This window comes from Streptomyces sp. NBC_01352 (assembly GCF_036237295.1).
GTDB lineage: Bacteria > Actinomycetota > Actinomycetes > Streptomycetales > Streptomycetaceae > Streptomyces > Streptomyces plumbiresistens.
In genome coordinates, this window is the sequence record NZ_CP108354.1 from 724560 (window position 1) to 744370 (window position 19811).

18 protein-coding genes and 2 pseudogenes are annotated in these 19811 nt (G+C 69.8%); 11 read left to right on the forward strand and 9 right to left on the reverse strand.

Annotated elements, in window-relative coordinates; translation table 11 throughout:
* Nucleotides 1-25: 25 nt before the first annotated feature.
* Entirely contained in the window at nucleotides 26-1651 is a 1626-nt protein-coding gene (locus tag OG252_RS03625) for a CocE/NonD family hydrolase (protein ID WP_329333636.1), read from the forward strand.
* A gap of 173 nt (nucleotides 1652-1824) precedes the next feature.
* The gene (locus OG252_RS03630; RefSeq protein ID WP_266453180.1) at nucleotides 1825-2334 is read left to right on the forward strand and encodes an NUDIX domain-containing protein; all 510 of its coding nucleotides are present in this window, start codon (nucleotides 1825-1827) and stop codon (nucleotides 2332-2334) included.
* A 345-nt stretch (nucleotides 2335-2679) separates the two neighbouring features.
* On the opposite strand, the gene OG252_RS03635 is transcribed toward OG252_RS03630, so the two are convergent.
* The gene (locus tag OG252_RS03635; protein ID WP_329333638.1) at nucleotides 2680-4419 is read right to left on the reverse strand and encodes a pyruvate dehydrogenase; all 1740 of its coding nucleotides are present in this window, start codon (nucleotides 4417-4419) and stop codon (nucleotides 2680-2682) included.
* Between the two features lie 301 nt (nucleotides 4420-4720).
* Between OG252_RS03635 and OG252_RS03640 the strand changes: the two genes are divergently transcribed.
* The 5 genes and pseudogenes from OG252_RS03640 to OG252_RS03660 all read left to right on the forward strand — a co-directional run bounded on the left by OG252_RS03640 (nucleotide 4721) and on the right by OG252_RS03660 (nucleotide 7954).
* The gene (locus tag OG252_RS03640) at nucleotides 4721-5188 is read left to right on the forward strand and encodes a MarR family winged helix-turn-helix transcriptional regulator (RefSeq protein WP_329333640.1); all 468 of its coding nucleotides are present in this window, start codon (nucleotides 4721-4723) and stop codon (nucleotides 5186-5188) included.
* Between the two features lie 77 nt (nucleotides 5189-5265).
* Nucleotides 5266-6024, forward strand: a pseudogene (locus tag OG252_RS03645) (LLM class flavin-dependent oxidoreductase); the annotation flags it as partial.
* A gap of 182 nt (nucleotides 6025-6206) precedes the next feature.
* Nucleotides 6207-6515: a GNAT family N-acetyltransferase gene (locus tag OG252_RS03650; RefSeq protein WP_266451926.1), complete on the forward strand. Its 309-nt coding sequence runs from the start codon at nucleotides 6207-6209 to the stop codon at nucleotides 6513-6515.
* 39 nt (nucleotides 6516-6554) lie between these two features.
* Nucleotides 6555-6965 carry a (4Fe-4S)-binding protein gene (locus tag OG252_RS03655; protein ID WP_266451925.1) on the forward strand — a complete coding sequence of 137 codons (411 nt, stop codon included), beginning with the start codon at nucleotides 6555-6557 and terminating at the stop codon, nucleotides 6963-6965.
* Nucleotides 6966-7036: 71 nt separating this feature from the next.
* Complete coding sequence (locus OG252_RS03660) at nucleotides 7037-7954, forward strand: NADP-dependent oxidoreductase (RefSeq protein ID WP_329333643.1); 918 nt, start codon at nucleotides 7037-7039, stop codon at nucleotides 7952-7954.
* A 225-nt stretch (nucleotides 7955-8179) separates the two neighbouring features.
* On the opposite strand, the gene OG252_RS03665 is transcribed toward OG252_RS03660, so the two are convergent.
* From OG252_RS03665 to OG252_RS03685, 4 genes and pseudogenes are all read right to left on the reverse strand, one after another.
* Entirely contained in the window at nucleotides 8180-8635 is a 456-nt protein-coding gene (locus tag OG252_RS03665; RefSeq protein ID WP_329345438.1) for a hypothetical protein, read from the reverse strand.
* A gap of 118 nt (nucleotides 8636-8753) precedes the next feature.
* Nucleotides 8754-9131, reverse strand: a pseudogene (locus tag OG252_RS03670) (MFS transporter); the annotation flags it as partial.
* A complete protein-coding gene (locus OG252_RS03675; protein WP_329345439.1) occupies nucleotides 9047-9412 on the reverse strand; it encodes a hypothetical protein in 366 nt (121 codons plus the stop codon). The pseudogene OG252_RS03670 and the gene OG252_RS03675, both read right to left, overlap by 85 nt.
* A gap of 569 nt (nucleotides 9413-9981) precedes the next feature.
* Nucleotides 9982-10932, reverse strand: coding sequence for a helix-turn-helix domain-containing protein (locus OG252_RS03685; RefSeq protein ID WP_329333645.1), 951 nt, complete (start codon nucleotides 10930-10932; stop codon nucleotides 9982-9984).
* Between the two features lie 214 nt (nucleotides 10933-11146).
* Between OG252_RS03685 and OG252_RS03690 the strand changes: the two genes are divergently transcribed.
* From OG252_RS03690 to OG252_RS03705, 4 genes are all read left to right on the forward strand, one after another.
* Complete coding sequence (locus tag OG252_RS03690) at nucleotides 11147-11725, forward strand: ester cyclase (protein ID WP_329333647.1); 579 nt, start codon at nucleotides 11147-11149, stop codon at nucleotides 11723-11725.
* Nucleotides 11726-11880: 155 nt separating this feature from the next.
* Complete coding sequence (locus OG252_RS03695; RefSeq protein ID WP_329333649.1) at nucleotides 11881-12645, forward strand: SDR family NAD(P)-dependent oxidoreductase; 765 nt, start codon at nucleotides 11881-11883, stop codon at nucleotides 12643-12645.
* 133 nt (nucleotides 12646-12778) lie between these two features.
* Nucleotides 12779-13624: an SDR family oxidoreductase gene (locus OG252_RS03700; protein WP_266451919.1), complete on the forward strand. Its 846-nt coding sequence runs from the start codon at nucleotides 12779-12781 to the stop codon at nucleotides 13622-13624.
* Between the two features lie 70 nt (nucleotides 13625-13694).
* Nucleotides 13695-14177 (forward strand): nitroreductase family deazaflavin-dependent oxidoreductase, encoded by a 483-nt coding sequence (locus tag OG252_RS03705; RefSeq protein ID WP_329333651.1) that lies wholly within the window; start codon nucleotides 13695-13697, stop codon nucleotides 14175-14177.
* Nucleotides 14178-14562: 385 nt separating this feature from the next.
* Here the strand turns inward: OG252_RS03705 and OG252_RS03710 are convergent, their stop codons facing one another.
* From OG252_RS03710 to OG252_RS03725, 4 genes are all read right to left on the reverse strand, one after another.
* A complete protein-coding gene (locus OG252_RS03710; protein ID WP_329333654.1) occupies nucleotides 14563-15711 on the reverse strand; it encodes an XdhC family protein in 1149 nt (382 codons plus the stop codon).
* Between the two features lie 132 nt (nucleotides 15712-15843).
* A complete protein-coding gene (locus OG252_RS03715; protein ID WP_329333655.1) occupies nucleotides 15844-18036 on the reverse strand; it encodes a xanthine dehydrogenase family protein molybdopterin-binding subunit in 2193 nt (730 codons plus the stop codon).
* Entirely contained in the window at nucleotides 18033-19013 is a 981-nt protein-coding gene (locus tag OG252_RS03720) for an FAD binding domain-containing protein (protein WP_329333657.1), read from the reverse strand. The genes OG252_RS03715 and OG252_RS03720 overlap by 4 nt, the downstream gene beginning before the upstream one ends.
* A gap of 12 nt (nucleotides 19014-19025) precedes the next feature.
* Nucleotides 19026-19685 (reverse strand): (2Fe-2S)-binding protein, encoded by a 660-nt coding sequence (locus OG252_RS03725; RefSeq protein ID WP_329333659.1) that lies wholly within the window; start codon nucleotides 19683-19685, stop codon nucleotides 19026-19028.
* Between the last annotated feature and the right edge of the window lie 126 nt (nucleotides 19686-19811).

A 19811-nucleotide genomic window follows, 5' to 3' on the forward strand; every position in this document is an offset into this window, starting at 1 on the left:
TACGAACAGACGGAGGACGTCGCCGATGAACCTGGGCAGTCACCTCATCCAGCGCCTGCTGAGGCTTCCTCCGCCGATCACCAGGGACCTGGTCGTCGAACGTGATCTGGACGTGCCGATGCGCGACGGGGCCGTCCTGCTGGCCGACCGCTGGGCGCCGAAGTCCGGCGGTGACGGCCTGCCGACCGCGCTCCTGCGCATTCCCTACGGCAGGGCGGGCATGGCGGCCGGGCCGATGGTCAGGCCGCTGGCCGAGCGCGGATTCCAGGTGCTGATCCAGAGCACGCGCGGAACGTTCGGCTCCGGTGGCACCTTCGACCCGTTCCGCCACGAGCGCGAGGACGGTCTCGACACCCTGGAGTGGGTGACCAAGCAGCCCTGGTTCGGCGAGTCGATGGTGCTGTTCGGCATGAGCTATCTCGGCTTCGTCCAGTGGGCGGTGGCCGACCGACTGCCACCCCAGGTCAAGGCGATGATCGTGTCCGTGTCGGAGTCGGCCCTGTCCCTGGAGTTCCTCCGTAAGGACGGCTTCTCCCTCGAAGTACCGTTCGACTGGGGCGTCATGGTCGCCGGCCAGGAACGCCGGTGGGCGATACCGCGCCAGCTGCTGGGGGCGAAACGGGTGCAGCGCGCCCTGTACACGCTGCCGCTCAGCCAGGCCGACGTCGCCGCCATGGGGTGCCGGTCCGACTACATCCAGGACGTCCTCGCCCACGACGCCGACGCACCGCACTGGGAGCTGCTCGACCACCGCCACCGGGTGGCCGACGTCACCGTACCGGTGAGCTCGGTGGGCGGCTGGTACGACATCTTCCTGCCCGGCCAACTCCGCGACCATCAGGCCCTGCGGGCGGCCGGGCGTGAGTCCCGGCTCACCGTCGGCCCGTGGGCGCACGTCTCCCGCGGCGTGGGAGTCACGGCAACCGCCGAGGCACTCGACTTCGGTCTGGCCCACGCCCGCAGCGAGCAGCCGCCCGAGCGTGCCCCCGTGCGCCTGTTCGTCATGGGCGAGGAGACCTGGCGCGACTTCCCCTCCTGGCCGCCGCCCGGCTACGCCCCGCAACGTCTCCATCTCCACCCGGCCGGCGCCCTGGCCGCCGACGCGGCGGGTGAGTCCGCGCCGGACGGCTACCGCTACGACCCGGCCGATCCGACCCCGGCCGTCGGCGGGGTGCGCCTGGCCACCGGCATCAAGGCGGGCCGCGTCGACAACACCGGACTCGAAGCCCGGCCGGACGTGCTGACCTACACCACTGCCACGCTCGACACGGACGTCGAGGTGATCGGCGAGGTCAGCGCCGAGATCTGGTTCCGCTCCAGCCTGCCCTGCGCGGACGTGTTCGTCCGGCTGTGCGACGTGGACGAGAAAGATCGCTCGACCAACGTGTGCGACGGCCTGATCAGCCTCACCGAAGCCGACCGGACCGCGTGCGCGACGGTGCGCCTGTGGCCGACTGCGTACCGCTTCCGGCGCGGCCACCGCATCCGCGTCCAGGTGTCCAGCGGCGCCTTCCCCCGCTACAACCGCAACCCCGGTACCGGCGAGCCCAGAGCAACCGCCACAACGCTCCGTGCAGCCGATCAGGAGGTGTTCCACGATCCCGAGCACCCGTCCGCGATGATCCTGCCGGTCCGACAGCCCATCGATTAGGCCCCCTCACTTCACCGACTTCCTGCGGAAAGCAGGCCCGGGGACGCTCTGGGCGGCGGCCACCTTTCGTTCGGTGTAGTGGAGTTCGTTCGACGGGACCAACGGCCTGCTCCTCTGGGCATTTCGGTCGGGTGTCAGTGGTGTCTGGGACCGTGTGCGTCGTGGATGAACTCGTGGAACGTGTCGATGCTCAGGACCGAGTGCTGGGAGTGGTCAGCCGGAGGGAGGCCGTCCGGGAGGGCTGGCTGCACCGGGTTGGCGTGGTGGTGTGCCGCGATAGGCAAGGTCGCTTTCTCGTCCATCGGCGTGCCGAGCAGCTGTCCCGTTTCCCAGGGCACTACGAACTCGGTGTCGGGGGCGCTGCGGGAATCGGCGAGTCCTACGAGCAGGCGGCTGCCCGCGAGCTCGGTGAGGAGCTGGGGGCGCGGGCGACGGTGTGCCTTCGGTTCAAGTTCCTCAACCGGGGTGGGCTCAGCCCTCACTGGCTCGGGGTGTGCGATGCCGTACTTCCGGAGATCGGCGCCCCCGACCCGGGAGAAGTGGCCTGGCACGGGTGGCTGACCGAGTCCGAGCTGCGGCGGACTCTGCAGCAGTGGACCTTCACTCCTGATAGTCACGAGATTTTCGGTCGGTACCTTGCATGTCGCGCTGACCCGGCGTCTTCGCGGAGAGGGTGTTCGTGAGCTGGGTCAGAGAGATGAAGCCGCTGGTCGTTCCGAGCTCTCGGAGGGCTGGGCCGGCGGGTGTGGGGGTGTCGGCGAGGCGTTCGGCAGATGCCGTCCTTCACGGCCAGAAGCTGGCCGCGGGCGGACTGTTTGGGGACGTAGAACGGGCAGCGTGCGCAGGCCAGCCGGTGGCGGCGGTGAGGGTGCGTTGCAGGATCTCGGCGTAGTACCGGGTGTCAAGAACTTCGACCACTGGCCGGCCGAGAACGCCTCCAAGTTCCACGTGAGCTGAGCGGGTCTCGAAGGCGTTCTCTCGCCACCAGGCGTGCGGGTCAGACCCGCACAGAGATGCGGCGGCCGGGTTCAGGGCCGCGGAATGTTGCGCAGGTTGGTCCTGGCCAGGTCGAGCATCTTGCCCACGCCTCCGTTGAGTACCGTCCTCCCCGCCGAGAAGGCGAATCCCTTCACCTGTTCGCCGGAGATGTGCGGCGGGATCGACAGTGCGTTGGGATCGGTGACCAGATCCACCAGACAGGGGCCGTCGTACGCCAGCGCCTCCCGCAGGCCTTCGCGGATCAGGCCGGGTTTCTCGATGCGGATCGAGTGGATTCCGACCCCCGCGGCAATGGCAGCGTAGTCCACCGGCTCGTGGTCGGTCTGGTAGTCGGGCAGGCCGTCGACCATCATCTCCAGCTTGACCATGCCGAGGGAGGAGTTGTTGAAGACGATCGTCTTGACCGGCAGCTTGTGCAGCTTGACCGTGAGCAGCTCGCCCATGAGCATGCCGAGCCCGCCGTCCCCCGACATCGAGATCACCTGACGGCCGGGATGGGCGAACTGCGCACCGATGGCGTGCGGGAGTGCGTTGGCCATGGTGCCGTGCAGGAATGAACCGATCACCCGGCGGCGGCCGTTGGGCGTGATGTAGCGGGCCGCCCACACGTTGCACATGCCGGTGTCGACGGTGAACACCGCGTCGTCGGCGGCGAGTTCGTCGAGGATCGACGCCGGGTATTCGGGATGGATCGGCACGTGGTGCTCGACGTTTCGGGTGTAGGCGGAGACCACGTTCTCCAGGGACTTGGCGTGGTGGCGCAGCGTCCGGTCCAGGTACGAGCGGTCGCGCTTCGCCTCGACCAGCGGCAGCAGCGCGCGCAGCGTCTCGCCCACGTCGCCGTGCACGCCCAGCTCCAGCGCGGTCCGCCGCCCGATCCGCCCCGCGTCGTGATCGATCTGTACGGTGCGGGCCTGCGGCAGGAAGTCGTCGTAGGGGAAGTCGGTGCCGAGCAGTACCACCAGGTCGGCCTCGTGCATGGCGTCGTAGCAGGCGCCGTAGCCGAGCAGTCCGCTCATGCCGACGTCGTACGGGTTGTCGTACTGGATCCACTCCTTGCCGCGCAGCGTGTGCCCGAGGGGCGCGTGCACCCGGCCCGCGAGCTCCATCACCTCGGCGTGCGCGTCCCGTACGCCGGCACCGCAGAAGAACATCACCTTCTCGGCCGCGTTGAGCTTCGCCGCGAGTTCCCGCACCTGCTCGGCCGGCGGTACGACCCGGCCGCGGGCGGTGACGAAGTTGCTCGAGCCGGTGGGGTTGGTGGCGGGCGCGTGGGACAGGTCCCCGGGCATGACGAGCACCGACACCCCGTTGTCGGCCAGCGCACGCTGTACGGCGATCCGCACCATGCGGGGCATCTGCGACGGCTGGCTCACCATTTCGCAGTACTGGCTGCACTCGGTGAACAGCCGTTCCGGGTGCGTCTCCTGGAAGAACCCGGTGCCGATCTGCTTCGACGGAATGTGGGAGGCGATCGCGAGCACCGGGGCCCCGGAGCGGTTCGCGTCGTACAGTCCCTGGATCAGGTGGGTGTTGCCCGGGCCGCAACTGCCCGCGCACACGGCGAGCCGCCCGGTCAGCTGCGCCTCGGCCGCGGCGGCCAATGCCGCCGCCTCCTCGTTACGCACATGGATCCACTCGATGCCGTCGGTACGCCGGATCGCATCCACGACGGGATTGAGGCTGTCGCCGACGACGCCGTAGATCCGTTCCACCCCTGCTTGTCGGAGAACATCGATCAACTGCTGTGCCACGGTCGGTGCACGCACCAGGGACCTCCTTGAACGGGTTTGTCGACAGTTCTGGTGCCCCATCGGGTGCCGGAAGCGGGGCGAGGTTTGCCGTAGTGGGGGGCTTCACGTACGGGTTCACCAAGACACCTTGCGCCGCCGACGCCCCCGGCGTCGACCGCCTCGCGGACCGGTGTCCGGGTTTCCCCGAGTCGGCCGCCGACACCACCGTCCTGGGCCGTCGGAGGCGAGGTCGGCGCCGACCTCCCTGGTCCCGGACGTGCTCTTGACATGGAGGACCGGCGGCCAGGTGACGCGTCAACAGTTTACGCTGACACGTATGACTGGGACAACTCGCCGGCTCTCGGAGCAGGAGCAGCACGCTTGGCGCAGCTTCGTGCGGATGCAGGACAAGCTCGTCGGCCGGCTGGGCCGCGAGGTGCAGGCCGAGTCCGGCCTGTCCACCGCCGACTGCGGAGTACTCGTCCACCTCACCGAAGTCCTCGAGGGCCGGCTGCGCGTCCTGGAGTTGGCCAAGGCGGTGGCGTGGGAGAAGGGCCGGATGTCCCACCACATCAACCGGATGGCCAAACGCGGCCTGGTCGTCCGGGAGGACTGCCCCACCGACGCACGCGTCGCGTTCGTCGCCGTCACAACCGCCGGCCGTGAGGCCCTCGCAATGGCGGCGCCCCGCCATGCCGAAGCAGTCCGCCGCCTGTTCATCGACCCGCTCACCCCGGCAGAACTCACCATGCCCGCCCAGACCTACGACCGCATCATCGAAAGGCTCCTGAGGGGCTGCCCGTGAGCAAGTGGCGCGGCACTCGGCCATCACGGTCCGCCGGAGCAGCCTCAGTTCTCGGTCTACCATACAGTTGATTCATCAACACCGGACCGGGGTATCCCTGGTTCGGCAAGGACATCCGCCAGGGCATCCCGCTGGCCATCGAGAACTACGCACTCCTGCACCGCCTGTGGCGCGAGGACATCGTGAACTAGGAGGGGAAGCTCCGCATGCCTCTCCAGGGCTTCACCTCCACGCCCCGCCCACTGGACGGCGTGCCACCGTTCGTCTGGCACGGCTCGATCCGGTCCCCCGAGATCGCCGAACAGGCCGCGCACTACGGCGACGACTTCTTCGCCAGCAACATCTTCTGGCCCAAGCAGCACTTCCAGCGGCTGATCAGGATCTACCGCGAGTCCTACGAGCACTACGGCCACGGCACCGCCGAACAGGCCATCGTCGGCCTCGGCGGCCACGTCTTCATGCGGAAGAACTCCCAGGACGCGGTGCGAGAGTTCCGCCCGTTCTTCGACCACTCCCCGCAGATGGGCGGCGGCCCCTCGCTCGAGCAGTACATGGAGCAGAGCCCGTTGACCGTCGGCACCCCGGAGCAGGTCGTCGAGAAGACGCCGACCTTCCGCGAGCACTTCGGCGACTACCAGCGCCAGCTGTTCAACATCGACGGCGCCGGAGTCCCGCTCAAGAGCGTGCTGGAACAGCTCGACCTGCTCGGCGAAGAGGTGGTCCCCGTCCTGCGCAAGGAGTTCGCCGAGAACCGCCCCGCGAACGTGCCCGCCGGCCCCACCCATGCCGCACTGCTCGCCGCGCGCGAGGCCGAATACGCGGGCTCGGCGACCTGAAGCGTGCAGAAGGCGTTGTTCCGTTCGTGCAGCAGCTGGCCGCGTCGACCTGGGCACTCCCGAAAAGGTTGACGCATCAACATGAGCTGGATATGTTGTGGATGCATCATCGATCTCCGATCAGCCATCTCGTGATCGCAAACGGCGGTTGCCTCCAGGCGCCGGATTCCCAAGGAGGACAAGTGACGGTCAAGGTCATCGACGTACCCGAAGCGCGCCGCTACGAGGCCACGGTGGACGGGTGGTCCGAGGTCGCGGGCTTCTCGCAGTACATCCGTACTCCGGAACTGATCGCGTTCCTGCACACGGAGGTCGATCCGAGGTTCGAGGGCAGGGGGGTCGGTTCCGCCCTGGCTCGGACGTCCCTCGACGAGGCACGCGCCGCGGGGCTGAGAGTGCTGGCCACCTGCCCCTTCTACGCAGCCTGGATCGGCCGCCACCCCGAGTACGCCGACCTGCTGTACCAGGCCCGGAGCAAGGTCAGCGACTGACTCGGCCGACCGGCCGAAGACGCAGTGAGGAAGACCGGTATGAGCGGCAAAGCCCAGGTGAAGGCCTACACGGCGCCGGAGATCACCGTGACCTTCGATGCGAGGCGCTGTCTGCACGCCACCGAGTGCCTCAACGGCCTGCCCGAGGTCTTCGACGCGAGCAGGCGTCCATGGATTCAGCCCGAGGCCGCCTCCGCAGATCAGCTGGCCGCAGTGGTGCGCCGCTGCCCCTCGGGAGCGTTGCAGTACGAACTGGCGGACGGCGGGAGGGAGACTCCGGCCCGGCCCACCCACATCACCCGGACCCCTGCCGGACAGCTGCTTGTGCGCGGCGAGATCACGCTGGACACGCGGGAGGGGACGCACACCGAGACCAGGGCCGTGCTGTGCGGCTGCGGGACCAGTCAGCTGCAGCCGTACTGCGACCACTCCGGCCCCTGCGGCCAGTGACACCGGCGGCGACCGCCGCCCCACCCGCATCCCCGAACCGTTTGCCCGGCATGAACGAGGAGCTGAACAGGATGTCCCTCGCAGCGCAGTTCTCCGAGTACGGCACCAGCGAAGTGCTGCGCGTCGTGGACGTTGCGGCGCCCGCCCCGGGCCCCGGGCAGGTGCGGCTCGCGGTACGGGCGGCGGGCGTCAATCCGTTCGACTGGAAGGTCATGCACGGCTTCATGAGCGAGATGCTGCCCCTCGATCTCCCGGCGGGTCTCGGCTCCGACGTGGCCGGTGTGGTGGAGCAGGTCGGGGAGGGAGTGACCGCTTTCGCCGTCGGCGCCGAGGTCCTCGGGACTTCGCGCACCCCGGCCTATGCCCAGACCGCGGTCGCCGACACCGCCGCGCTGGTCACCAAGCCGGCCACCCTTGCCTGGGACGTCGCCGGAACTCTTGCGGGTTCGGGCGGAACGGCATGGACGGTCCTCGACCGCCTGAAGGTCACCCAGGGCGAGACCCTGCTGATCCATGCCGCCTCCGGTGGCGTGGGCGCGTTCGCCGCCCAACTCGCCGTGGCCCGTGGCGCGCGCGTGATCGGCACCGCGAGCCAGGGCAACCACGAACGGCTGCGCTCGCTCGGCGTGATCCCCGTCGCCCACGGCGAGGGTCTAGCCGACCGGGTACGGGCGATCGCTCCCGAGGGAGTCGACGCCGTACTCGACGCCTCGGGCCGCGGCGAAATCCCGCTGTCGATCGAACTCGCGGGAGGCCCCGAGCGCGTCCTCACCCTCCTGGCCTTCGACACCGGCCACTTGGGCGTCCAGGTCCACACAGACGGCCCGAGCGGCAACGGCATCAGGGCGCTGCACGACATCCTCGCCCTCATCGAGGAAGGACGGCTGCACGTCCCGATCTGGCGCACCTTCCCCCTCGCGGAGGCAGCCGCCGCACTCGACCTGAGCCGTACGGGGCACGTCGGCGGCAAGATCGTCCTGCTGCCGTAGCCATCGTTCTCGCCCCAACCCCCCTTGCCTGAAGAACAGGTCCACAGCAGTTACCCGAGGAGCACCAGTCCCTGGTGCAATGCGCCATGACCATGCTGACGAGGCTGCGGCCGGCTCGTCTCACGCCGCGCTCGCCGCCGCCGCTGAAGGCCGGGATCCGCCGCGTTACTCCCACGCCCGGCAGTCGGTCAGACGCCGATCAGGCGCCTCCCGCCCCGTCACCTGTCAGGCTCTTAGGCCTCCCGCCGCACCGCCGACCGTCAGGCGCCGCTCCAGAGGTCGAATCGCCATGCTCGCCGTCAGTGCCAGGCAGCCGACGACCACCCAGGGCAGCACCCGGTTCACGCCGTACAGGACGCCGAACAGGCCGGGCGTCACCATGTCCGCCGTCGCGAACGAGTACTGGAAGGCCGCCAGATAGGTCCCTCGCACCCCCGGAGGCGCCGCCTCCGCGGAGAGCGCGTTCGAGGCCGGCCCGTGCAACATCTCCGCCGTCGCCCACAGCAGCATCACCAGCGCCAAGTAGCCGACCAGCAGCGGCCCCCGCGGCAGCAGCACCGCCATGGCGGTGGCCACGCACCAGGCCGCCCACAGCCGGCCGCCCCAGGCCATCGCGCCGCCGCGGGAAGTGCGCCGACGGGAGCGGCGGGTGACCTCGGCCGTACAGGTGGCCACGACCACCGTGGTGATCGTGAGGAAGGCACCGACCGCCCAGTCCGGCGCGCGCAGCCCGCGGAATCACGTAGACCGGTACGCCCACGGCGAGGGAGACCGTGCAGATGTTGAACAGGACGTTCACGCCGATCAGCCCCAGATACGGCCGGTTGCGCAACAAGTGCCGTACCGCCTCCGAGGGTTGACCGTCAGGTCCGCCGGCCGGCCGCCGTGCACCGCGTACGAACAGCCCGACGGTCACTGCCGCGACGACGAAGGAGATCGCATCCGCCAGCACCATGCCCCGGTACGCGTGCTGCGAGGCGAGCGCGAGCAGCACGCCCGCGAGCACCGTGCCGGCGCCGGTGCCGGCCGCCCGGATCATGCCCGCCCGGGCGAACCACTGGTCCCTGGCCGCCCCGTCCGCCTGCTCGGCGATCAGCGCGAAGACCGACGACCAGTACACCCGCAGCCCCACCGCCTCGACCAGCGCCGCGAGGAACAGCAACACCGGACCGGCCACCCCAGGTACAAGAAGAACCCGGCGGCCTGAAACGACAACCCCGCGATCACCACCGACCGCGGGCCGACGCGGTCGACGATCCGTCCGACGAGCAGCGGCAGCAGGAGTGAGCAGGCGGTGGCGGCGGTCAGCAGCAGGCCGACGCCGCCCTCCGACAGGTCGGTGACGGCGAGGAAGTAGACCATGGACAGCGGGAGATGGAGCCCGGTGCCGACGGCGTCGATGACCAGGGCCATCGGTATCGCCCAGGCGGCGCCGTCGCGGGCACGCGGCCACCTCACGGCTCGCCGAGTGGCGGCGTTCGCCGCACTCGGCATGGGGGACGCCGTCCAGGACCCGCGCCGGCGGCGGGCCGCTGACGGCGTGGTCGCCGGAGAGCGCCATCGAAATCAGCAGGGCCAGATCCGGCATCGGCCCCGGCCGAGGGGGGCCCGCCTGCCTCGAACTCGTCGCGCATCCACTCGCCGTAGAGAAAGTCACCGTTCGGCGGGAACCGCCATGGGCGGACTTCGGACTGGACGACAACGGTGAGCTCGACCGGGCGGGCTGTGTCAGGTGCACCGGAACCGGAGATCTTCAGAAGCCCGTCGAGAAGCGCCTGCCGTTCCCGACCGTTCATGCGCCGCCGTGAGACGACAAGGATGTCCAGGTCGCTGGCCGGGGTTTGAGACCTCCGAGCACGCAGGACCCGTGAAGATACGTTCCGATGACCTCGGGCCCGAGCACCTGGCCGACCAGGTCCACGATCTTCCGTAACTGGTCCATCGCACCAGCGTGGCACCCCGGCTCGTGCAGCCGCACCTGCGTATCCGAGACAGCGTGCTGCGGGTCGTCATGCGTTGCTCGTCGATCAGTCGGGGGTCTCGGCCGATTCGGAGTCGTCGGACGGCGCGGACCGCTCGATGTCGTCGTTGGTCGCGGCCCAGCTGGCCAGCAGGTTCAGGGCGTCCTCCGAGGCTGACGCGGGCTCGGCGGTGTAGGTGAGGAGGAACTGGCTGGGGTCTGCCCCGAGTGGGAACGTCTCGAACGGAAGGTCGAGGTCGCCGACGACCGGGTGGTGAAGGCGCTTGACGCCGGTGGTGTGGATCCGCACGTTGTGGGCCGCCCAGCGGCGACGGAATTCCTCGCTGCGGGTGGACAGCTCCCCGATCAGGTCCGTCATCCGGCGGTCGTAGAGGTCGCGGCCGGCCTCGGCGCGCAGCATGGCGACCGCGTCGCCTGCGACCTGGTCCCAGTCGCGGAAGAACTCGGTCGCGTGCGGGTCGAGAAAGACGAACCGGGCGTTGTTGGGCGGCCGCAGCGGGTCGGCGTAGACCGGGGAGAACAGGGCGCGTCCGAGGGGGTTCGCGGCCAGGATGTCCCCGCGTCCGCTGAGGACGAACGCGGGTGTACCGGTCATCGAGTCGAGGACGCGCTGCACCGCGGGCCGTACGCGCTGCTGGGCGGGTCGGCGGCGTGGCGGTCGGGTGGTGCCGGCGCCGCGCAGGAGGTCCAGCAGATGGATGCGTTCGGCCTCGTCGAGCTGCAGCGCTTGCGCGATGCCGTCGATGACGCTCTCGGAGACGCCGGTGGCGTTGCCGCGCTCCAGCCGGGTGTAGTACTCGCTGGAGATGCCCGCGAGCAGGGCGACCTCCTCGCGGCGCAGCCCGGTGACCCGTCGGCGGTCTCCGCCGTACGAGGGCAGTCCGGCCTGCTCGGGGGTGACCCTGGCCCGTCGCGTGCCCAGGAACTCCCGGATCTCCGCGCGGAAATCACCACGGATATCGCGGTTGGTGCCATGAGGGTCGTTTCTGCCTGCCATGCGTTTCACTCTACGAGCGCTTCCGCCGGGCTGGGGGTCCCTGTCAGTGACCCCCTCATCAGGGACTCCCACGCTCCCGTGACAACCGGTTCTGTTGGTGGTGCACCGCCCATGGCGGTGTGAATGGCCCGGATACGGCGGTGCTTGTGCCGCCGGTCTCCAGCCCTCTCGCGGCGCCGTCGGCGCTGCGATCACCGGAGTCAGAAGGACGAACATGCGTCGATACACCAAGCCGGCCGCCGTAGCCACGGCGCTGGGAGCGCTCAGCCTCGCGGCCTTCGGATCGGGAGCCGCGGACGCGGCCGGCTCGGCCGACCGGAGTACCGGCTCCGGGTCGGAGTCCCGAGTCACAGCGGTATCCGACTCCTGGAACCACGGGACCGCTCAGGTGAACAAGCGCATCATGGAGCGCTACACCAGCGAGTACCTGCCCGGTCGCGATCCCGCTCTGGCGAGCAAGTTCGTCAGCCCGGACATCGTCGTGCACTCCGGCGGCCAGACGTGGCAGGGCCGGGACACCTATCTCGGCATCGTCGCGGCGAACCTGAAGGCGTTCCCCGACCTCAAGTGGACGGTGGAGGACATGCGGGCCGAGGGTGACACCGTGGCCGTCCGCTACTCCATGACCGGCACCCACGAAGGGCCCTTCGCCGGGGTCGAGGCCACGGGCAGGGCGATCCGCTCGGAGAGCATGGCGTTCTACCGTCTGTCCCACGGCAAGATCGTCGAGGAACGCGCCCAGCTCGACATGCTCGGCATCCTCCAGCAGATGGGCGCCGTCCCCGCCGCATAGCGGCGGAGCTCTGAACGGCACCCGCACCCACTCCCCCACGCCGACGCGATGACCTGCGCTCGCCGCGCCCTCGGCGGGCACGGGCCCGCCCTCGCCGGCGCTGTGCCGCACATGCAGAGAACCCAAGAAGCGAACCAAGGAAACAGGACACCCCCATGGCAACGAAACTGACCGGCACCGTCGCTCTCGTCACCGGCGCGAGCAGCGGCATCGGTGCTGCCACCGCCCGTCGGATCGCCGAGGACGGCGCGGCCGTCGCCCTCGTGGCCCGCCGCAAGGACCGGCTGCAGGACCTGGCAACCGAGATCGAGAGGGCGGGCGGTACCGCGCTGGTGGTGGAGGCGGACATCACCGACCGCGCCCGGGCCGAGGCTGCCGTCGAGCAGACCGTCGAGCACTTCGGGCGGCTGGACACCCTGGTCAACAACGCCGGCCTGATGCTGCTGGGCCCCGTCGTCGGCGCGGACGCCGATGAGTGGGAGCGCATGATCGCCGTCAACGTGCGGGGCCTGCTCCACACCACCCGCGCCGCCCTCCCGCACCTGCTCAAGGCCGCCGAGGACGGGCCGCGCCAGGTCGCCGACATCGTCAACATCAGCTCCATCGCCGGCCGCGTCGCCTGGAACGGCTACGGCGTCTACAACCTCACCAAGTTCGGCGTGAACGGCTTCACCGAGTCCCTGCGCCAGGAGGTCACCCAGCGGCACGTCCGCGTCGGTGTCCTGGAGCCGGGCGGCGTGAGCACCGAACTGGACTCGCACAACAAGCCCGAGATCCACAGCGAGATGATCCAGCCCTTCCTCGACACGACCGAGATCCTTGCCCCCGAGGACATCGCCGACGGAATCGCCTACATGGTCACCCGGCCCCGCCACGCCTCGATCGCGGAGCTGTGGATCATGCCCACCGATCAGGCCTGACGCCGTCCGGCCCGGCACGCCCCGTCCGCCTCCCTCCCCCATCCACTCCAGCGCCCGGCCGGCCGCCTGGACGGGCATGACGTATCCCCCACACACCGGGTGCCGGATCACGGCACCTGAAAGGAAACCCCCCATGAGCAAGGTCATTCTCGTCACCGGTGCCGGACGCGGTCTGGGCACGGACATCGCCCGCGAGGCCCTCGCCGCCGGCCACCAGGTCGTCGCCACCGGCCGCCGCCCCGAACAGGTCGAGAAGACGCTGGGCGGACCGCAGGACAACCTGCTGGTCACCCAGCTCGACGTCACCAGCCTCGAAGACGCCGAGGCCGCCGCGCAGGCCGCCGTCGACCGCTTCGGCCGCATCGACGTCCTCATCAACAACGCCGGGAACCTCTTCACCGGCTACTTCGAGGAGATCTCACCCGCGCAGATGCGGCGGCAGTTCGAGACCAACCTGTTCGGACCGATGAACGTCACCCGCGCCGTCCTGCCCATCATGCGCAAGCAGCGTGACGGCCACGTCATCACCATCACCTCGACCGCCGGCCTGGTCGGCATGGAGTTCACCTCCGCCTACGCCGCCTCCAAGTTCGCGGAAGAGGGCTGGATGGAGTCCCTGCGCTACGACGTCGAGCCGTACAACATCCGCACCACGGTCGTAGAGCCCGGCTACTTCCGTACCGAACTCCTCGTGGACGGATCCACCACCTGGCCCGAGCTGTCCATCGCCGACTACGCCCCGCGGACCGCCCCCAGGATCGAGGGCATGAAGAGCATGAACGGCAAGCAGCCCGGCGACCCCGCCAAGCTCGCCCGCGCCCTGCTCACCATCGCCCAGCAGGACGAGCCGCTGCAGCGCTTCGTCGCCGGCGCGGACGCCATCGAAGCCGCCGAGGCCAAGGCCAAGGAACTCCTCGCCCAGGCCCAGGCCTCCCGCGAACTGGGCGGCAATCTGGCCTACGACGACACCCACGCCTGAGCAATAGGCCCCCCCAACCCCGGCCCAGACCGCCGCCGGGCGCAATCTCGACAGCAGGGAGACACGCAACATGCCACTCGACGGCGAGTACGAGCCGAGCCAGGCGCAGTTCGTACGTGACCATGTGGAGCTGTACGAAAGCTCCGGTGGTACGCAAGGAACGACGCTGAGCGTCCTGGTCACCCGTGAAGAAGACGACAAGCTGAGGGACGTGCCCGTCGTCATCCTGACCACGCTCGGCGCGAAGAGCGGCAGGATTCGCAAGTCCCCGCTCATTCGGGTGGAGCACGACGGCTACTACGCCGTGGTCGCCTCCGCGGGAGGAGCCCCAAAGCACCCGGTCTGGTACCACAACGTGGTGGCAGACCCCCGAGTCGAGCTTCAGGACGGCCCGGTGCGCCAGGACATGCTGGCACGCGAGGTGACCGGGGACGAGAAAGCCGCGTGGTGGGCTCGAGCAGTCGAGGCGTTCCCGAGCTACGCCGACTACCAGAAGAACACGGATCGCGATATCCCGGTCCTCGTTCTCGAGCCGACAGCCCAGGAGCACTGACGCGAGGGCGACATGCCTGCGGCACGCCTCGGCGGAGGCGGCGTTGGCATACGGTTCCTGCAGCGCCGGATGACCGCCTGGCACCGCCGCAAGGGCGACTCCCTCGCGGGCATGGCCCTCCTGTACCTCACCACGATCGGCGCGCGCAGCGGTAGGAGCGTGCGAGGCCAGTCCCCCGCTTCCCCGACGGGGACGGCGCGTCGCTCGTCGTAGCTTCATCGGCCGGTGCGGCTGCTCGTCGAGGGAAGCCGCGCCGCCAGTCGTTCCGCTCCGACCGGGCAACTGGCCACGACCGCTGTGAAGTTCAAGGAGTCGACCGCGAGCACATCCTCACGGACGTCATGCTGACGGGCGCCATCCCCGTCGCAGTGCTGCCGTCAGGGCCTCACGCGGCCCCTCGTACGGCTGGTGAAAGGGCGTCTGCGCCAGGGCGGTGGATGGGTCCGGTGGAGCGGGTAAGGGGCAGGCCGGTGCCGTGGTGGGTGTGGGCGATGATCTCGGCGGTGATGGAGATGGCGGTTTCCTCGGGGGTGTGGGCGCCGAGGTCGAGACCGATCGGGGAGTTCAGGCGGGCGAGCCGGTCGTCCGGTACGCCGGCTTCGCGCAGTGCGTCGAGGCGGTGGTCGTGGGTGCGGCGGGAGCCCATGGCGCCGATGTAGCCGACGGGGAGATCGAGGGCGAGTCGGAGCAGGGAGATGTCGAACTTGGCGTCGTGGGTGAGGACGCAGACCGCGGTGCGGGCATCCACTTCCGTGCGCTCCAGATAGCGATGCGGCCAGTCGACGACGACCTCGTCGGCGTGCGGGAAGCGGGCTGCGGTCGCGAAGACCGGACGGGCGTCGCAGATGGTGACGCGGTAGCCGAGGAAGCGTCCGACCTCGCTCAGCGCACCGGCGAAGTCGACGGCGCCGAAGATGAGCATCCGAGGGCGGGGCGCGTGGGTGTGGACGAGGACGGCCAGTTTCTCGGGGCAGGTGTCGGCGTCCCCGCCGACCTCGGTGCGGGCGGTTCGCCCCGCCCGTAGCAGCGCACGGGCCTGGGCGGCCACGGCCCGGTCCTCGCGCACGCTGCCCAGGGTTCCGTCGTACGCGCTGCCGTCGCCGAGGAGGGCGAGGGTACGGCCGAGGAGTTCTTCGGGACCGTCGATGATCTGGGCGAGGGCGATGGGACGGCCCTGGGTGACGGCTTCGAGGGCCGTGGTGAGGTGGGGCTGGTCGGCGGGGTCGATGTGCTGGACGAGGACTTCGATCTCGCCGCCGCAGGTCAGGCCGACGGCGAAGGCGTGGGAGTCGGAGTAGCCGAAGCGGGCCCGTGCGGGGGTGCCGCGGTCCGCCAGGATCTGCCGGCACAGTTCGTAGACGGCTCCCTCGACGCAGCCGCCGGAGACGCTGCCGATCACGTTGCCGGCGGTGTCCACGGCCAGTGCGGTGCCGGGTGGCAGGGGTGCGCTGCCGCTGACCTGAATGACGGTGGCGAGGGCGAAGGGGCGGGCCTCGCGGCACCAGTCGTGGAGTGTGTCCGCGATGTTCAGCATCGGTTGATCTCCATGGCGGTTAGGGGGCCGTCGCCGTGTCGTCCGGGGGAAGGACGTGACACGGCGACGGCCCTGGTGTCCGGTGGCGGGCCGCTCACCTGCCGCCGGACCGTCAGAGGGGCACCAGGGTGTTCAGAGCAGGGCTTCCGCGGTGATGGGCAGTTCGCGGACGCGGCGGCCGGTGGCGTGGAAGACCGCGTTGGCGATGGCGGGTGCCACGCCGATGTAGACGATCTCGCCGAGGCCCTTGACGCCGATGGGGTCGGCTTCCAGGTCTTCGCCGCCGTCGAGGAAGATCCCCCGCAGGTCGGGGATGTCGGCGTTGACCGGGACCATGTAGTCGGCGAGGTTGGCGTTGACGATGCGGCCGTCGCGGTGGTCGGTGACCGTGTGCTCAAGGAGGGCCGCGCCAATGCCGCCGACCATCCCGCCCAGCGCCTGGCTGTCGGCGAGCTTGGGGCTGATGATGCGGCCCGCGTCGAAGACGCCGAGCATCCGCCGCACCCGAACCAGTCCGAGACGGGCGTCGACGGCGACCTCGGCGAAGATCGCACCGTAGGTGTACATGGAGTGCCGTGCTTGGCCGGGGGTCCAGGAGCCGAGTACTTCGAGGTGGGTGCGGTTGTTGCGGGTCAACAGCTGCCGGTAGGTCTCCCCGCGTGCCGGATTGTCCGACACGTGCAGCCGTCCGGCGCGGACCACGATGACGTCGGCATCGACGCCGTACAGCGGCGAGGCCTTGTCCTCGACGGCCAGCTTGATCGCCTGCTTGCGTACCTTGTCGCAGCCGTCCTGGACGGCGGAGCCGATATTGATCATGGTCTGTGAGCCGCCATGGGGCGGTGCCGTCGGCATGGTGGAGTCGCCGAGCTGGAAGGTCACCTTGCGCATCGTCAGGCCGAGGGCGTCCGCGGCGACCTGGGACTGGGAGGTGTAGGTGCCCGGGCCCATGTCGCTGGTCGCGGACTGGATCAGAGCGGTGCCGTCGGCGTCCAGCCTGACCCGGGCCTGGGCCCCGTTCCGCACCACGTCGTAGGTGCCGACGGCCATGCCGGTGCCGATGAGCCAGTCGCCGTCGCGGGTGGAGCGGGGCTTGGGGTCGCGCCGGTTCCAGCCGAACTCCCGGGCGCCGACGGTGTAGCACTCGCGCAGTCGCCGGGTGGAGAACGGCAGCCCGTTGGACGGGTCCTCCTCCGGTTCGTTGCGCAGGCGCAGCTCGATCGGGTCGATGCCCAGCTTGTCGGCGAGTTCGTCCATCGCCGACTCGATGGCGAAGGCGGCGGTGGCGTAGCCGGGGCCGCGCATCCAGATCGGGGTGTTCACGTCCAGCGGCACCGTGCGGTGGTCCTGGCGGACGTGGGGCGCGTTGTAGACCATCTGCCCGACGTGCAGGACGCCTTCGATGAAGTTCTCGTAGGTCGAGGTCTCGGACTTCAGGTGCTGGACCATGGCGGCCACCCGGCCGCGCCGGTCGCTGCCCAGGCGCACCCGGTACTCGTACGAGGGCCGGTAGCCCACCCCGAAGTACAGCTGCCTGCGGGACAGCACGAGCTTGACCGGGCGGCCGGTCTCACGGGCGGCGACCGCCGCGGTGGCGATGTGGGGCCAGGCGCGAATGGCGTTGCCGAACCCGCCGCCGACGAACGGCGAGATGACACGCACCGAGTCGTTCGGGATGCCGAACACGGCGGCGACGTCCTTCTGCGTGCCGATCGGCCACTGGGTCTTGTCCCACAGGGTGAGCTTGTCGCCGTCCCAGCGGGCGATGGTGGCGTGCGGTTCCATCGCGTTGTGATGGGCACGGGCCTGCTGATAGGTCGCGTCCACCTGTACGGCGGCGGATTCGTACGCCTTGTCCGCGTCGCCCCGCGCGTACTTCACGGGTTCACCGGCCGGTGCGGTGGCCATGTCGGTAGACGTCTTCTCGGCGTCGTAGTGAACCTTGACCAGGTGCGCGGCGTGCTCCGCGGCTTCCAGAGTGGTGGCCACCACGACGGCGACCGGCTGGCCGCGGAAGAGAACCTTGTCGTCCTGGAAGATCCGCAGCAGTTCGCTGTTCGGCCAGTCGTTCTCCGGGTTGCCGCGGTAGGCCAGCCTGGGCGCGTTGAGGTGGCTGATGACCTTGATGACCCCGGATTGGGCAAGGGCGGCGCGGGTGTCGATGCCGGTGATGCGCCCGCGACCGATGGTGCTGTCCACGATGACGGCGTGGACTACGCCCTTGATGTCGTGTTCGGCGGCGTACGTCGCCCTCCCCGTCACCTTCAGCCGGCCGTCCACCCGGGACAGCGGCGCTCCGACGGCTGCCTGCGGCTGCGGGCTCACTTGGTGCCTCCTACGATGCGCAGCTGGCGCTCGATGGTGCGTTTGAGGAGTTCGGCCTTGAAGCGGTTGTGCTCCAGCGGGCGGGCTCCGTCCGCCGCGTGCTTCGCGGCCTCGGCCCACAGCGCCTGCGAGGGCCGCTCGCCGATGAGGTGCTTCTCGACGGCGGGCAGCTTCCACGGCACGGTGCCGACGCCTCCGGCGGCGACCTTCGCCTCCCGGATCACCCCGCCGCGTACGTGCAGCGCGACGGCCGCCGAGGTCAGCGCGAACTCGTACGACTGCCGGTCACGCACCTTCAGGTAGCCCGACTTCAGTGGACGCGGAAGGGCCGGAATCTCGACGGCCGTAATCAACTCACCCTGGCGAAGCGCCTGTTCACGGTTCGGGGTGCTGCCGGGCCGCAGCAGGAAGTCGGCGAAGGGGATGCTGCGTGCGCCGTCCGGGCCGAGCAGGCGGACGGTCGCCTCCAGCGCGGCGAAGGCGACGGCGACGTCGGAGGGGTGCGTGGCCACGCAGGACTCCGAGGTGCCGAGGATCGCGTGAGTGCGGTTGAAGCCTTCGCGTGCCGCGCAACCCGAGCCCGGTCGGCGCTTGTTGCAGGCGGCCGTCACATCGCGGAAGTAGGTGCAGCGGGTGCGCTGCATGATGTTGCCGCCGATGGTGGCCATGTTCCGCAACTGGGCGGAGGCGCTCAGCTCCAGCGCCTCGGAGACGACCGGGTAGAGGGTGCGCACCTTGGCGTGGGCGGCGGCCTCGGCCATCCGCACCAACGCGCCGATGCGCAGGCCTCCGCGCTCGGTGACGGTGACCTCGCGCAGCGGCAGCGCACTGATGTCGACCAGCCTCTCAGGGCGTTCGACGGTCTCGCGCATCAGGTCGACGAGGGTGGTGCCGCCTGCGATGTAACGACCGCCGCGGCGCCCGGCGTTGAGTGCTTCGGCGGTGTCGGAGGCTTTGGTGAAGGCGAAGGGATACATGGGAGGCGGGTCTCATTTCCCGTGGGCGGTCTGCTCGACCGCGCGCACGATCTTCACGTAGCAGCCGCAGCGGCAGATGTTGCCGCTCATCCACTCCCGGATCTCGTCCGCCGATCCGGTGTGGCCTTCCTGGATGCAGCCGACGCCGGACATGATCTGGCCCGGCGTGCAGTAGCCGCACTGGAAGGCGTCCTCTTCGATGAACGCCTTCTGCAGCGGGTGCAGTTCACCGTCCTCACCCCCGGGGGCGAGCCCTTCGATCGTGGTGACCTCGGCGCCCTCCAGGCGGACCGCGAGCGTCAAGCAGGAGTTGACGCGGCGCCCGTCGACCAGCACCGTGCACGCGCCGCAGGCACCGGCGTTGCAGCCCTTCTTGGAACCCGTCAGACCCAAGTCCTCGCGTAACAGGTCCAGCAACGAGGTCCGGTTGTCGACCGTGACGGTGTGCCGTCTGCCGTTGACGGTCAGCGAGACGTTCCCGCCGTGCGGCGCCTCGGCGGCGGCTGCCTCCTCTGAGCCGACCAGGGGCGTTCCCGCGATCAGGCCGCCGGCCACGACGGCACCGCCGACAGCGGTGGTCGTCGCGATGAATGTCCGCCGGGACGGTGTCGAGGAGGATTCAGGGGGTTCGGTGGGAGGAGGAACAGCTGACTCGGTGAGTTCAGTGGACATGTCTACGCTTTCGGATCGGCGGAAGGTCGATGGCCTTACTCGTCGGCGTTTCCGGAGGCAGAACCCGTGTCGTCGCAACCCGTGTCGTCGCAACCCATGTCGTCTGTCGGCGCTCGGCGACCTGGA